Below are 13,015 nucleotides of genomic sequence, written 5' to 3'. Positions count from 1 at the left end.
GTAAGACGATCATGTCTGCCGATCGGCCCGACACCCACGACATGCTCGTGGTCCACCGGGTGTTCCGGCGCGAGTCGCGGGTGCTCGCGGAGCTCGTGCCCACCGTCGCCGCGGGCGACGTCGCCCGCGCCGGGATCCTGGCCGCCCACCACCGCGACTACGCGCTGGGCCTGCACCACCACCACACCGGCGAGGACGACCTCATCTGGCCCAAACTGCTGGCCCGGGTCGACCTGGAGGCCGACCTGGTGATCCGCATGGAACACCAGCACGAACGTGTGCAGGCCGGCCTCGACCGCATCGCCGCTGCGCTGCCCGACTGGGAGCGCACCGCCGACCCCGCCCTGCGCGACCACCTCGCCGGCCTGTACGCCGACCACCGGGCCGCCCTCCTCGACCACCTCGACGACGAGGAGAAACACGTCCTGACCCTGATCGAGGAGCACCTCACGGTCGCCGAGTACGCCGCCGCCGGGGCCCGGTTCGCCACCGAGACCCCGAAGGACAAGCTGCTGCTGTTCCTCGGCGCGATGCTGGAGGAGGCCACCCCGGCCGAACGCGCCCACCTGCTCGGCAACCTGCCGCTGCCCGCGCGGCTGGCCTGGTTCCTGGTGGGCCGCCGCCGCTACACGCGGCGCGTGGCGACCGTACGCGGCCCTTCAAGAGGCTGACCAATCATCTCCAAGTACCCCGTCCCACCCTGGAGCGCATGACGAACGAACGCCCTTACGTCCAAGAGATGGTCATGATCCACCGGGTCTTCCGGCGCGAGTCGAAGATGATGCCCGAACTGTTCCGCCGGGTCAGACCCGGCGACGTCGCCCGCGCCGCCCTCATGGCCGAGCACTACCGCGGCTACGCCGACGGCCTGCACACCCACCACACCGGCGAGGACGACCTCCTCTGGCCGAAGCTGCTCGCCCGGGTCACCCTGGAGGCCGACCTGGTCAACCGGATGGAGCACCAGCACGAGTACATCGCCGACACCATCCGCCGCATCGGCGACCTGCTGCCCGAGTTCGAGCGCACCGCCGACCCGGTCGTCCGCGACCGCCTGGCCGACCTGCTCACCGACCACCACCAGGCCCTCGACGAGCACCTGCGCGAGGAGGAGACCCACATCCTGCCGCTGGTGACCGAGCACATCACGGTGGCCGAGTGGAACGAGATGGGGGAGCGCGGCGTCAAGGAGGCGTCGGGCGGCTCGCTGAAGCAGCAGCTCATCGTGCTGGGCGCGATCCTGGAGGACGCCACCCCCGAGGAACGCGCCCACTTCATGGGCAACCTGCCCGTCCCCGCCAAGATCGTCTGGAACCTGGCGGGGAGGCGCTTCTACGCCAAGCGCAGGGCGCTGGTGCGCGGTTAGGTGGGCTCCGCCTCGCCCGTCGCGGCCTCGACCGCGTCTTCGGGGCTGGCCTCGAGGTCCTGCTCGGCGTCGGCCGCCGCGAGGGCCGACTGCTTGTCGAGCCGCACCCAGCTGTTGACGCTCTCGACCGAGAACAGCACCACCAGGTAGAGGGTCAGCGCGCCCGCCACCCACGTCAGCGTGCCGGTGGCCGCGCCCACGCCGAGCAGCAGCAGCCGCACCTCCCAGCCCAGGCCCGCCTGGAAGATCCACGCCGGGGGCCAGATGCTCTGCCGGGTCCGGTAGACGGTGTCATAGGTGTGGTAGCCGACGATGTAGAGCAGCACGAACAGCAGCCACTTGGGGGTGTCGGCGGCCAGCCCGACCAGGATGATCGTCAGGAACTCGGCCGCCCGCAGCAGCGGCGGCGTCAGCCAGTCGAACCGCCCCAGGTGGTCGTGGGAGGCCGTCGGCAGCACCAGCACGGTCAGCACGATCGCGGGAACCAGCAACATCGGGCCCTCGGTCAGCGACCCGGTCACCGCCAGCGCGACGATCGCCAGCAGCGCCGCCAGCGCCATCGGCACCGGCGGCAGCCCGCGGCCCAGCCGGGGCTTCAGCAGCGTGACCAGCGGGCCGTCGTCGCGGTAGGCCACCAGGCGCGCGGTCTGCACCCGCTGCCGCTCCAGGTGGGGGTCGAGGACCTCGGGCTCGGGCTGGGGGTGCGTGATCATGCCATCGACCTCAGGAGACGTCCGGTCAGGGTGTACGTGGCCGCGATGCCGCCCCAGGTGATCAGCACCAGGAACGTGACCCTGGGGTCGAAGAACGCGGTGACGATGGCGATCGCGGCGAACCGCTCGCCGATCGGGAAGACGATCATCTTGCGGGCCCAGTGGACGGTCCGGAACTTCCCGGCCTTCGTCCACAACCGCAGCAGGTTCTTCACCGCGCCGCCGCTGCTCGCCTTGCGCACCTCGAGGGCGTCGCGCAGCGGCCGGTCGTCGGCCACGGCCAGGTCGAGCGTGGGCAGCGGGTTCGGCGGCTTGCGGCGGTTGGCCGCGCCGAAGGAGAAGTCGAGCAGGTGCTTGACCGACTGGAGCGCCAGCGCGACCAGGGCCAGCGTCCAGATCTCCTCGCCGTCGCCGAACTGCCCCGAGACCGTGGCGCCCACGGCGAGGCCGACGAAGACGGCGTACTCCTTGAACCGGTCGAACGTCGCGTCGAGCCAGGCCCCGAGCACCCCGAACTTGCGGGCGTACCGGGCGACCTGCCCGTCGACGCAGTCGAACACGAACGCGAAGTAGATCAGCACGCCGCCGGCGACGTAGCCGGGCCGCCCGCCGGTCGCGAACGCGCCCGCGGCCAGCAGCCCCAGCGCGATCGAGATCAGCGTGACCTGGTTGGGGGTCAGCCCCCGCCGCGCCGCCCACCGCGCGATGAAGCGCGAGTAGGTGCTGACGAAGTAGGTCGTGAAGAACCCGTCGGCGCCCTTCACGGCGTTGTCGAGCCGCGCCCGGTCCTCGTCGTAGGTCAGGAACTCCTGCACGGCCTCGTGCGCGTTCCCGGCGTTCACCTGCCGGAAGAACAGGTCACGACGTCCCCGGATGCCGACCGAGACGCCGCGGCGGACCAGCCCCAGCACCAGCAGCTCGGTCACCCCGTCCTCGGGCCCGGTGAGCGAGGCGAACTCGGCCAGGTCGCCGGCCGCCTCGGCCAGGTTGGCCACCTGGCTCGCCTTGAGGTGCAGCGGCCCGAGCAGCGCCGCGTTGGGCCGGGTCACCTGGTGGTAGGCGCTGCCCTGCGAGATCACCCGGCTCTTGCTGATGCGGGCCCGCTGGGGACGCCCTTCCAGGACGTTCATCCCGATCTCGGGCACCGCCTCCTCGATGGGCGGCGGCTCGGGGGCGTCGGGGTCGCGCTCTTCGCGGACGACCAGCGCGACGGCGCCCCGCTTGGACTTCACGAGCTGGTAGATCAGCTCGTCGTGGATCAGCGAATCGGCCGGGAGGACCAGCAGGTCCTCGTCCAGCCCCGCGGCCACTTCGGCGATCGCCCGCAGATCCCCGGCCCGGTCGGCGCTTTCCACCGTCCGGGCGCCCGGGTAAAATGCGGCTTGACCTGGCCTGATGATCACGACCGGCTCGGGGTCGTAAGGCAGGGCCTGGTCGATCAGCCGCTGGAAGGCCATGGGGGAGCCCGGCAGGCCGGCGAGCGGCAGCGGGGGCGCTCCGTTTTCGGAGCCCAGCAGCACCACGCGGGTCATGGCACCCTTTCTCTGGTTCATGCGGCGGGCGGAGGAAACCCACGCAGAGGCCAAAGCTTAGTGACCTTTCGGTTAACCCGTCGCACCTCAGGTTTACCGGACGTATAGACAGCGCCACGAGGTTACTTACCGAAATTTCACCAAACGTGACCCCGAGTAGGCTGACGCCGTGAGTCTCTACCGTGACGAGGGCGTCGTCCTGCGCACCCACAAACTGGGCGAGGCCGACCGCATCATCACGATCCTGACCAGACGCACCGGCAAGGTCAGAGCGGTCGCCAAGGGCGTCCGCAAGACCAAATCCCGCTTCGGCGCCCGCCTCGAACCCTTCACCCACGTCGACGTCCAGTTCCACACCGGCCGCACCCTCGACATGGTCACCCAGTGCGAGACCATCCGCCCCTACGGCGAGCCCCTGGTCTCCGACTACCCCCGCTACACGGCCGGCACGGCCATGCTGGAGACCGCCGACAGACTGACCCTGGGCGAGAAGGAGCCGGCCCTCCGCCAGTTCCTCCTGCTGGTCGGCGGCCTGCGCACCCTGGTCGACGGCTCCCACGAACCCCGCCTGGTCCTGGACGCCTTCTTCCTGCGCTCCCTGGCCGTGGCGGGGTATGCCCCCGCGCTTTCCGAATGCGCCCGGTGCGGCGCGGAGGCGGTGCGGGCCTTCGCGATCGTGGCCGGCGGAGTGGTGTGCGGCAACTGCCGGCCGTCGGGCGCGGCCGTCCCGGCGGCGGAGACGATCGCGTTGATGATCGCCCTGCTGCGGGGCGACTGGGAGACTGCCGACGCGTCGGAGGCGAGGAACCGGGTGGAGTGCAGCGGCCTGGTGGCGGCGTACCTGCAGTGGCACCTGGAACACGGGATCCGGTCCCTCAAACACGTCGAACGGGGCCTCGCGCCGTCCTGAGTTCGCTACATTTCGGGCGGTGGACCGTCTTCCGGCCGATCTGAATTCCGCCGAGGAAAAGGTCGTCGCGGCCTTTCCCGTCGGGAAGCCGGTCGATCTCACCCGGTCTCCCGATCGCCGGGTGCGCGCCGAGGTCATCGCCGCGGTGCTTTTCGGCGCGTGCGACCTTCCGCGCGGCGCGCGACCCGCGTTACGCCTCACCGGAGCCCGGGTCGCCGAAGAACTCATGCTCGAAGCCGGAACGATCGCCGCCCCCGTCTCGATGACCGGATGCGATTTCGAATCCGGGGTGAACATGGCCGATGCCACCGCCGTCACCATCCGCCTTCACGACTGCAGACTCGCTTTCCTGCACGCCTCTGACCTGCGCACCCAGGGAGAATTCGAGCTCACCGACGGCTCGGTGGTGATGGGCGCGATCGACCTACGGGGCGCCCGGATCGGCGGAGACCTGCGATTGTCCAAAGTCCATTTGCACCCAGGAGAGAAGACGGCGGTCCATCTCAGCCGGGCGCGGATCGAAGGCGGCCTTTTTGTCCGCGATTCGCTCATTTGCGGCCAGCTCCGCTTGATCAGTGCACACGTCGGCGGATTGTTCACCGCGCAGGGATCGGATATCCGGCCGGAAGAGGTGTCGGCGATCCAGGCCGAACGGCTGAAGGTCGGCGAGAGCGTGTTCATCGACCGGGGGTTCCGTGCGGCGGGCCGGGTCTATCTGCGCGCCGCGGAAATCGCCGGAGGAATCGGGGCCCAGCACAGCCGGATCGCCGGGACGACCGGTACATGTGTCAATCTCACCCGCGCCGTGATCGGGCGCAACGTACATTTCCCCGGCGCCGGACTGAACGGCGACTTCAACCTGCGGGGATCGCACGTCGGCGGAAACATCGACCTTGACAAGACGGCCTTCGCGGCCGACGCCCGCGTCGACGTGTCGTTCGCCGAGGCGAGAACCGTCAGGTTCGCATTCGCCGAACCGCCCGATTCCCTGAATCTCGAAGGCGCGACGTTCGGCGTCATCGAAGACCACCGCGACACCTGGCCCCGGCACGTGCGCCTGGAGGGCTGCGTCTACGGCGCGATCAAGGACGACGGCAAGGCCGGTGTGCCAGACCGGCTGAAATGGCTCGACCGCGACGAGGGCGGCTTTTCCCCGCAGCCCTACGAACAGCTGAGCGCCATGTACCGGGCCCGGGGCGACGAGGCCGCCGCCCGCAGGGTCGCGCTCGAACGCCACCGCCGCCGCCGGAGGACGCTGACCGTCGGCGGCAAGGCGGTCAGCTGGTTCTCCGAGGTGAACGTCGGGTTCGGCTACCGGACCTGGCTGGCGGGAATCTGGCTGGCCGCGCTGCTGGCGACGGGTGCGGTGATCTTCTCCGTCTGGCCGCCCACCGCGGTCGACCCGAAGACGCTCCGCCACTTCGAGCCGGTGATCTATACCCTCGACCTGCTCCTGCCCATCGCCGACCTGAAGCAGGAGCCCTTCTGGCAGCCCGTCGGCGGCACCCGCTGGTTCGCGTGGGCGCTCGTCCTGTTCGGCTGGGGGCTCGGCACCGCGCTGATCGCGGGCCTGATGCGGCTGTTCAACCGGAACTGAGGCGGAACGAGGACCGTCCGGGACCGAATACGCTCAGGGACCATGGTTCGTCCCCCGTCGCCCCACCCTTCCGGGGCCACCCCGCCCGCCCTGCCCGCGGACCTGGTCCCCCGTCACGTCGCGATCGTCATGGACGGCAACGGCCGCTGGGCCAAGCAGCGCGGGCTGCCGCGCACCAAGGGTCACGAGATGGGGGAGGCGTCGCTGTTCGACGTCATCGAGGGCGCCATCGAGATGGGCGTCCCCTACCTGTCCGCCTACGCCTTCTCGACCGAGAACTGGAAGCGGTCGCCCGACGAGGTCCGGTTCCTGATGGGGTTCAACCGCGACGTCATCCGCCGGCGTCGCGACGAGCTCAACGCCATGGGCGTCCGGGTGCGGTGGTCGGGGCGGCCGGGGCGGTTGTGGAAGTCGGTCATCCAGGAGCTGTCCGACGCCGAGGTCATGACGCGGGGGAACTCCACGCTGACGCTGCAGTTCTGCGTCAACTACGGCGGGCGGGCCGAGATCGTCGACGCCGCGCTCAAGCTGGCGGCCGACATCGAGGCCGGCCGGATCAAGCCGGGGAAGGTCAACGAGAAGACCTTCGCCCGTTACCTCCACCAGCCCGAGATCCCCGACGTCGACCTGTTCATCCGGTCGTCGGGGGAGCAGCGCACCAGCAACTTCCTGCTCTGGCAGTCGGCGTACGCCGAGATGGTCTTCCTGAACCGTCTGTGGCCCGACTTCGACCGGCGTGACCTGTGGCAGGCGTGCGAGATCTTCGCCAGCCGCGACCGCCGTTACGGCGGGGCGATTCCCAACCCGGTCTAGGCGCGCCGCCGGGCCCGGTAGGCCGCCACGTGCATGCGGTTGCCGCAGGTGCGGGAGTCGCAGTAGACCCGTGAGCGGTTGCGCGACTCGTCGACGAACACGTTCGCGCAGTCGGGGGCCGAGCAGGTGCGCAGGCGTTCCTGTTCGCCCTCGACCAGCACGTGGGCGAGGGCCACGCCGCAGTCGGCGGCCAGGTGTTCGGCCAGCGACGCGCCCGGCGCGAAGTAGTGGACGTGGAGGGCGAAGCCGTCGTGCCGCGTCAGGCTCGGGGTGATGCGGGTGCGGCCGAGGAGGGTGTTCAGGCGGGTGACCGCCGCGTCTTCGTCGGGGGCGGTGAAGACCTCGTGGAAGGCGGCCGACAGCGCCTGGACCTCGGCCAGGTCGGTGGCGTTGACGAACTCGACGCCGCTCACCTGGCGCCGGAGCACCAGCGCTTCCAGTTCTTCGAGGTCACCGGGCGGGGAGTTGACCAGATCGACCACAGTGGCCAGAGAGTGCACCATGTCGTGACTGAACGGCATCGCAGCTCCTGTGTCGCGTGTCCAGGAACTCTAACCCTTCGCGCACGCCGCGCAGGTGCCGAACACCTCGACGGTGTGGGTGATGGCGGTGAAGCCGTGTTCGGCGCCGACCCGTTCGGCCCACACCTCGACGTCGGGGCCGTCGACCTCGACCGTCAGGCCGCAGCCGCGGCAGACCAGGTGGTGGTGGTGGGCGGAGGTGGCGCAGGCCCGGTAGACGGCCTCGCCGTCGTCGGTGCGGAGGACGTCGACCCGGCCGTCGTCGTTGAGCGCCTGGAGGGCGCGGTAGATGGTGGTCAGGCCGATCTTCGAGCCGTCGGCGCGCATCTCGGTGAAGATGTCCTGCGCGCTGCGGAACGCGGCGCTCTGGCGAAGGATCTCGTGCACCGCGTCGCGGCTTCTGCTCATGCTGTCGACTCCCCTGTACGGCTCCGCCTCACGAATCTACCGATCCCGAGCGCGACCGCGAACCCGGCGAGGGCGAGCAGCACGATCGTCGCCCCCGAAGGGACGTCGAGGTAGAACGACGACGTCAGACCGCCCACGGTGGCGAGCACACCGAAGACCATCGACAGCGCCATGGTGGTCCGGAAGCTCCGGGTGAGCTGCTGTGAGGTGGCCACCGGCACAACCATAAGCGCGCTGACGAGCAGCAGGCCGACGGCCCGCATGGCGACGACCACCGTCACCGACGCGATCACCGCGATGAGCAGGCCGAGGAACCTGACCGGCAGGCCGCTGGCCCGGGCCACCTCCTCGTCCTGGCAGAGCACGAACAACTCCCGCCCGAAGACCGCCAGCAACGCCAGGACGGCCACCGCGAGGCCCGCGATGACCCACAGGTCGGTGGCGTCGACGCTGGTGATCGCGCCGAACAGGTAGGAGTTGAGCGACGCGGTGCTCTCGCCCGGCGTCAGGTAGATGATCATGACGCCGCCGGCCAGGCCGCCGTAGAACAGCAGGGCCAGCGCGACGTCGCCGCTGGTCTTGCCCCGGGCCCGGACCATCTCGATCGCCACCGCCCCCAGCGCGGCCACCACGACGGCGGTCGCGACCGGGGCCGTGCCGGTGAGGAAGCCGAGGGCCACGCCGGTCAGCGCCACGTGGCCGATGCCGTCGCCGAGCAGCGCCAGCCGCCGCTGCACGATGAACGTGCCGACGGCGGGGGCGGTCAGCCCCACCATGACGGCGGCCACGAGGGCGTAGCGCATGAAGTCGAGGTCGAAGATGGTCATGCCTTCTCCTGGGCGAGAACCCAGCTGGGCAGGCCGCTCTCCGCCGGCTCGGGCTCGTGGGGATGGACGTGGTCGTGGCCCGGGAGCGCGTGGGCGCCGACCGCCGTTGGCGGGGCGCCGTCGTGGACCTTGCAGCCCTGGTTGAGCACGACCGCCCTGCTGATCAACGGCTCAAGCGGGCCGAGCTCGTGGGCCACCAGGACCACCGTCTTGCCCCGGCCGACCAGGCCCGACAGGGTCTCGGCGAGCATCTTCTGGCTGCCGGCGTCGACCCCGGCCGTCGGCTCGTCGAGCACGAACGCGTCGGGCTCCCCGGCCAGCGCGCGGGCGATCAGCACCCGCTGCTGCTGGCCGCCCGAGAGCGACGACACGGGGTCGCCCGCCCGGTCGGACAGGCCGACCTCGTTCAGGGCCGCCACGACCGCCTGCCGGTCGGCCGAGCTGGTGAACCGGCCGCGCCGCTGCCGGGCGATCCGGCCCGAGGCGACCACCTCGCGGACCGTCGCCGGCACCCCGCCGCCGACCGACAACCGCTGGGGCACGTAGCCGATGCGCCACCATTCCCGAAACCGGGCGGGCGGGCGGCCGTACAGGAGCGTGCTGCCGCCGGAGAGCGGCTGGACCCCGAGCAGGGAGCGGACCAGCGTCGACTTGCCCGAACCGTTGGCGCCGAGCACGGCCACGACCTCGCCGTCGTCGACGGTCAGGTCGATGCCGCGCAGGATCTTCCTGCCGTCGATCGTCACCTGACCCGCGGTCATGTCGAAAGCCGTGCTCATGGGTCGCCTTCCGGTCACTGGCAGCCGAGTGCGGTGCGAAGTGCGGTGAGGTTGGCGGTCATGCCGGAGATGTAGTCACCACCCTGGGGAGGGCTCTCCAGCGGATTGAGAACCGCCGTCTTGGCCCCGACCTCGCTCGCGAGGACCTCGGCGACCTTCGGGCTGACGAGCTCCTCGGTGAAAATGGTAGTCACCTTCTCCTCCTTCGCGATCCGGGCGGCCTCGGCCAAACGGGCAGGAGACGGTTCGGCGTCGGGGTCGATGCCGCCGATGCCGACCTGGTCGAGCTTGTACCGGTTCGCGAGATACCCGAATGCGGTGTGCGCGGTGACGATGGTCCGGTTCGCGCAGCGCATCAGGCCGGTGGCCATCTTGAAGTCGAGGTCGCCCAGTTCGGCGGCGGTCTTCTTGGCCCGTTCCTTGTACGCCGCCTCATGCGCCGGGTCGACCTCGGCGAGACGTCCTCCCAGCGCGGTCGCGAGGGTGGCCATCCGAGAGGGGTCGAGCCAGATGTGCGGGTCGTAGACGAGCTCCTCGTGGCCGTGCTCCTCCTCTTCCCCGGCATGCTCGTCGTGGGGCGCGTCGATCTTCGGGACCGCGGTCGCCGCGTCGAACCCGCGGTCGGCGGCGTGCTGGGCCACCGCCTCGTCGACGGCGGGCTGCACGCCCTTGACGTACACGACCAGAGAGGCTTTCGCGACCCCGGCCACCTGCTGGGGGGTCAGTTCGAGGTCATGGGGTTCGACCCCGGGCTTGGTCAGGCCCTCGACCGTGACGTCGGCGCCGCCGACCTTCTCGGCGAGCCACTGGAGGGGGAAGAAAGCAGCGTCGACCACCGGTTTGCCCGTTTCGGCCGCCGTGGTGCCTCCACAGGCGGCGGTGAGGACAAGGGTGGATCCGGCGATGAAACGCACAACATTTCCGGGCATCACCCGACCGAGTGTGCCAGAAAATGAAAATGATTGTCAAAACGGTTCAGAGGCCACCGAAACGTGTCGCGGGCGGCCGGAGGCCGACCGTGACACGCGCTCAGAATCCGCCTAGAAGGTTTGTGTCGCGGCCACTGCCAGCAGGAACGCGAGCAGGGCCAGCCGCAGCACCCGCGCGCCCACCCGTAGCGAGGGCCACGACAGGTAGGCGAGCCAGCCCGTGAAGGCGATCACCGGCAACATGCACAGGCCGCCGCGCCAGTCGGGCAGGGCGAAGCCGCCGATGAAGAAGGCCACCAGCACCACGGGCAGCAGCCACTTCGGCATCTGGTAGAGGAAGACCAGCAGCGGCGCGCTGCGGGTCTCGACGGTCTTGCGCAGCCCGGTCGCGCCGGGCGTGAAGAACTGCTCGCCGGGCGGCAGCGGCCGCGGGGCCTTCTTCTTCCTCTGCGGCTGGGCGAGCGGATGGCGGGGTCGACGGTTGGCCACCCGTCGAGGTTACTCGCAGGTGGTGAATTGACGGTAGCCCTGGTTAGGGGGTCTGACCTGCGGTTATTCTGCTACGCGGCCTGTCGTTCGGACGCTTGGCCCGTGGCTGGCCCGTCGATCGCGTTTTCGCTGATCACAGCCTTGCTGGTGATCGTTTCCCCGGACAGGGCCGCTTCGATCTGGGCATTCACGGCATCTTCGCTGTGGTCGACCCAGTGAGCGTAGGTGGACAGCAGCACCCGGATGGAGTGCCCGAGCCTCCGGGCGATCTCAGCCACCGGTACGTGCGCCTGGAGCAGCGTACTCGCGTAGGCGTGCCGCAGGTCATAGGGGCGCTGTGCGAGCTTGGAGGCGAACTCAGGAGCCGTCAGAGCGGCCTTGCGAGCACGGATCCAGGTCTTGGAGTACATGGAGAACGTGACGCGCCCGTGCCCAGGCCCGTCATGGAACAGCCTGCCGTCAGGAGCAGGGGGGAACTCCTCCAGGTGCCCCCGGAGGATCGTCACGAGCTCCGGCGGTATGGGAACGATGCGTACGGCTTTCGCCGACCGATGCTTGAGGCTCCGTTCTTCGTGTAATGCCCCGTCGTCGGTCCAGAGCGTTCCCACCTGAGGAGACGACCCCGTCAGGGTGAGCCGGCCCCATCCGGTCTGGGGGAGCTCGCAGTTGGTCACGCGGAGGTTCAGCCCCTCAGCCGGACGCAGCCCGGCGAAGAACATCACGGCGAAGAAGGCGTACAGGCGCCGTCCCCGCTGTCCCGCTGTGGTCGAGGGCAGGTCATGCACGGCACGCAGCAGACGCCGAGCCTGTTCCAGCGTGGGGACCATGACCGGCGAGACGCTGTCGTCGGAGAAGCTCCGGCGGGTCCGGATGCCGAGCAGCGGGTTGACGCTGATGAGCTTGCGTTCCACGGCGAAGTCCAGGGCCCGGTGCAGGATGCCCCGCCGCATGCGGAGGGTTCCGGCGGCGAAGGTTCCGCCGTTGTTCTTGCGTGCCAGCGCGGCCAGCAGCGCCCGCAGGTGCTCATTGTCCGCCAGGAGGGCGACAGGCCGACTGTTCGCGGCCAGCCAGGTCAGAGCCTCAGTGATCTCAGCGGGTCTGTCAGCGTCCCGCTCAGCGGGCCGGAAGGCCCAATCCTGCAAGGCCACGCGCAGCGCCTTGTCTGAGGGTCTGGTCCGCCGCGCCTTGGCCGAAGGGTCGGTCATGAGGAGCGTGATCGGGGCGAGTGAGATGGCGATGTTCCTGCGCGTGTTGCCCGCAGCGCCGTCCCACTCGCGAGCCGCCAGCGCCGTCGCGTGGTCGAACCAGGTCGCTTGCTTACGCCCCCACGAGACCGGTTCGCCCGTGCCGACGTCCCACTCCTCACCGACGACGCCGGCCGCAGCGATGAGCTTGGCCTGATGGGTCTGCGCCAGAACCTTCGTGAGGAATGACCGGGAGTGTTCTTGCTTGCCGACCCGCCAGCGTAGTTCGTACGGCTTTTTGCGTCCCTCACGCTTACGAATGGCCCAGAACTGAATGTCGAGTGACGTTTCCATTTGCAGGCACCTCCGCCTAGTCGAGTTTTTGTCCCTCTAGCCATTTTACCCAGTCGTGGCGATTTATACGCCTTTCTCCATTGGGGAGGCGATACGATTTCGGACCCTTTCCAGCAGCTAGCCACCGGTAGAAGGTGCTTCGAGGAACCCGCAGGATGCGGCGGCAGTCGGCTACGGTTAGAAAGTCATCACCGGCATGATCGTTGGCCATTCACACCCCCTCTATACGTAGAGAGGGGGACGTGGGAGACGGCCTGAAATCGACCGAACATAAACAGGAAGAGCCGCTTACCGAACACGCATCACGCATTTCCCTGACAGGCCACGTGTCGAGCCTCTGAAGAAGCCTGGGCCATTCCATGGCCTTTTTGTAGAGAATTACGAACGGGATTTGGCTGAATACTTTCTGTAATGCATTTCGGGCATCTGCGTCCTTCTCGCCGACGCCAGTCGCCGGCCACGTCCCCGCCGACGAGACCGCACGTCCCCCAGCAAGATCAACAAGAGTGGCGGAACCCTGTTCGCCGTCGCCGCGCCCGCCCACCCGCCCCTGCCGCCGTCGAGCCCGCGCACCGATCCGAGCGCACCCGCGC

At 69.4% G+C, this 13,015-nt stretch carries 15 protein-coding genes; 5 read left to right on the top strand and 10 right to left on the bottom strand.

Annotated features, from left to right (window positions below):
• Positions 1-11: 11 nt before the first annotated feature.
• On the top strand, positions 12-671 hold the full coding sequence (locus tag AW271_RS25345; protein ID WP_062340088.1) for a hemerythrin domain-containing protein: 660 nt from the start codon (positions 12-14) through the stop codon (positions 669-671).
• A 38-nt stretch (positions 672-709) separates the two neighbouring features.
• Positions 710-1,366: a hemerythrin domain-containing protein gene (locus tag AW271_RS25340; protein WP_062340087.1), complete on the top strand. Its 657-nt coding sequence runs from the start codon at positions 710-712 to the stop codon at positions 1,364-1,366.
• Here AW271_RS25340 and AW271_RS42940 read toward each other — a convergent pair.
• Together AW271_RS42940 and AW271_RS42935 are read right to left on the bottom strand one after the other, a co-directional pair.
• Positions 1,363-2,079, bottom strand: coding sequence for a DUF5941 domain-containing protein (locus tag AW271_RS42940; RefSeq protein ID WP_062340086.1), 717 nt, complete (start codon positions 2,077-2,079; stop codon positions 1,363-1,365). The genes AW271_RS25340 and AW271_RS42940 overlap by 4 nt on opposite strands.
• Positions 2,076-3,611 (bottom strand): CDP-alcohol phosphatidyltransferase family protein, encoded by a 1,536-nt coding sequence (locus tag AW271_RS42935; RefSeq protein WP_062340085.1) that lies wholly within the window; start codon positions 3,609-3,611, stop codon positions 2,076-2,078. Before AW271_RS42935 ends, AW271_RS42940 begins: the two co-directional genes overlap by 4 nt.
• A 169-nt stretch (positions 3,612-3,780) precedes the next feature.
• Here AW271_RS42935 and recO point away from each other — a divergent pair, with 169 nt between their 5' ends.
• From recO to AW271_RS25315, 3 genes are read left to right on the top strand one after another with little or no spacing between them, the layout of a single operon-like run.
• Entirely contained in the window at positions 3,781-4,521 is a 741-nt protein-coding gene (gene recO / locus AW271_RS25325) for a DNA repair protein RecO (protein WP_062340084.1), read from the top strand.
• Positions 4,522-4,540: 19 nt separating this feature from the next.
• On the top strand, positions 4,541-6,118 hold the full coding sequence (locus tag AW271_RS25320; protein ID WP_062340083.1) for a hypothetical protein: 1,578 nt from the start codon (positions 4,541-4,543) through the stop codon (positions 6,116-6,118).
• A gap of 42 nt (positions 6,119-6,160) precedes the next feature.
• Positions 6,161-6,931, top strand: coding sequence for an isoprenyl transferase (locus tag AW271_RS25315; protein ID WP_062340082.1), 771 nt, complete (start codon positions 6,161-6,163; stop codon positions 6,929-6,931).
• On the opposite strand, the gene AW271_RS25310 is transcribed toward AW271_RS25315, so the two are convergent.
• From AW271_RS25310 to AW271_RS38935, 8 genes are all read right to left on the bottom strand, one after another.
• Positions 6,928-7,434 (bottom strand): CGNR zinc finger domain-containing protein, encoded by a 507-nt coding sequence (locus tag AW271_RS25310; RefSeq protein ID WP_245653191.1) that lies wholly within the window; start codon positions 7,432-7,434, stop codon positions 6,928-6,930. The two genes, AW271_RS25315 and AW271_RS25310, sit on opposite strands and share 4 nt — an antisense overlap.
• Before the next feature lie 48 nt (positions 7,435-7,482).
• Positions 7,483-7,860 (bottom strand): Fur family transcriptional regulator, encoded by a 378-nt coding sequence (locus AW271_RS25305; RefSeq protein ID WP_062340080.1) that lies wholly within the window; start codon positions 7,858-7,860, stop codon positions 7,483-7,485.
• Positions 7,857-8,687: a metal ABC transporter permease gene (locus tag AW271_RS25300; RefSeq protein ID WP_061294557.1), complete on the bottom strand. Its 831-nt coding sequence runs from the start codon at positions 8,685-8,687 to the stop codon at positions 7,857-7,859. The genes AW271_RS25305 and AW271_RS25300 overlap by 4 nt, the downstream gene beginning before the upstream one ends.
• Positions 8,684-9,466, bottom strand: coding sequence for a metal ABC transporter ATP-binding protein (locus tag AW271_RS25295; RefSeq protein WP_062340079.1), 783 nt, complete (start codon positions 9,464-9,466; stop codon positions 8,684-8,686). Before AW271_RS25295 ends, AW271_RS25300 begins: the two co-directional genes overlap by 4 nt.
• Positions 9,467-9,480: 14 nt before the next feature.
• Positions 9,481-10,302: a metal ABC transporter substrate-binding protein gene (locus AW271_RS25290; RefSeq protein WP_245653190.1), complete on the bottom strand. Its 822-nt coding sequence runs from the start codon at positions 10,300-10,302 to the stop codon at positions 9,481-9,483.
• Positions 10,303-10,506: 204 nt separating this feature from the next.
• Positions 10,507-10,884 (bottom strand): DUF6703 family protein, encoded by a 378-nt coding sequence (locus tag AW271_RS25285; RefSeq protein ID WP_062340077.1) that lies wholly within the window; start codon positions 10,882-10,884, stop codon positions 10,507-10,509.
• Between the two features lie 71 nt (positions 10,885-10,955).
• Entirely contained in the window at positions 10,956-12,422 is a 1,467-nt protein-coding gene (locus AW271_RS25280; protein ID WP_062340076.1) for a tyrosine-type recombinase/integrase, read from the bottom strand.
• Between the two features lie 16 nt (positions 12,423-12,438).
• The gene (locus AW271_RS38935; RefSeq protein ID WP_083977186.1) at positions 12,439-12,633 is read right to left on the bottom strand and encodes a helix-turn-helix transcriptional regulator; all 195 of its coding nucleotides are present in this window, start codon (positions 12,631-12,633) and stop codon (positions 12,439-12,441) included.
• Positions 12,634-13,015 lie beyond the last annotated feature (382 nt).

The organism is Herbidospora sakaeratensis (genome assembly GCF_001570525.1).
In the GTDB taxonomy this organism is placed as follows: domain Bacteria; phylum Actinomycetota; class Actinomycetes; order Streptosporangiales; family Streptosporangiaceae; genus Herbidospora; species Herbidospora sakaeratensis.
Note: the sequence above shows the minus strand (reverse complement) of the source record. Positions and strands in the feature narration are given on the sequence as shown.

What these genes read in the sequence shown, in the direction of transcription:
- AW271_RS25315 (WP_062340082.1), top strand. Translation starts at nt 6,161, where the DNA reads ATGGTTCGTCCCCCGTCGCCCCACCCTTCCGGGGCCACCCCGCCCGCC.
- AW271_RS38935 (WP_083977186.1), bottom strand. Translation starts at nt 12,633, where the DNA reads ATGGCCAACGATCATGCCGGTGATGACTTTCTAACCGTAGCCGACTGC.
- AW271_RS25305 (WP_062340080.1), bottom strand. Translation starts at nt 7,860, where the DNA reads ATGAGCAGAAGCCGCGACGCGGTGCACGAGATCCTTCGCCAGAGCGCC.
- AW271_RS25295 (WP_062340079.1), bottom strand. Translation starts at nt 9,466, where the DNA reads ATGAGCACGGCTTTCGACATGACCGCGGGTCAGGTGACGATCGACGGC.
- AW271_RS25280 (WP_062340076.1), bottom strand. Translation starts at nt 12,422, where the DNA reads ATGGAAACGTCACTCGACATTCAGTTCTGGGCCATTCGTAAGCGTGAG.
- AW271_RS25300 (WP_061294557.1), bottom strand. Translation starts at nt 8,687, where the DNA reads ATGACCATCTTCGACCTCGACTTCATGCGCTACGCCCTCGTGGCCGCC.
- AW271_RS25345 (WP_062340088.1), top strand. Translation starts at nt 12, where the DNA reads ATGTCTGCCGATCGGCCCGACACCCACGACATGCTCGTGGTCCACCGG.
- AW271_RS42935 (WP_062340085.1), bottom strand. Translation starts at nt 3,611, where the DNA reads ATGACCCGCGTGGTGCTGCTGGGCTCCGAAAACGGAGCGCCCCCGCTG.
- AW271_RS42940 (WP_062340086.1), bottom strand. Translation starts at nt 2,079, where the DNA reads ATGATCACGCACCCCCAGCCCGAGCCCGAGGTCCTCGACCCCCACCTG.
- AW271_RS25340 (WP_062340087.1), top strand. Translation starts at nt 710, where the DNA reads ATGACGAACGAACGCCCTTACGTCCAAGAGATGGTCATGATCCACCGG.
- AW271_RS25310 (WP_245653191.1), bottom strand. Translation starts at nt 7,434, where the DNA reads ATGGTGCACTCTCTGGCCACTGTGGTCGATCTGGTCAACTCCCCGCCC.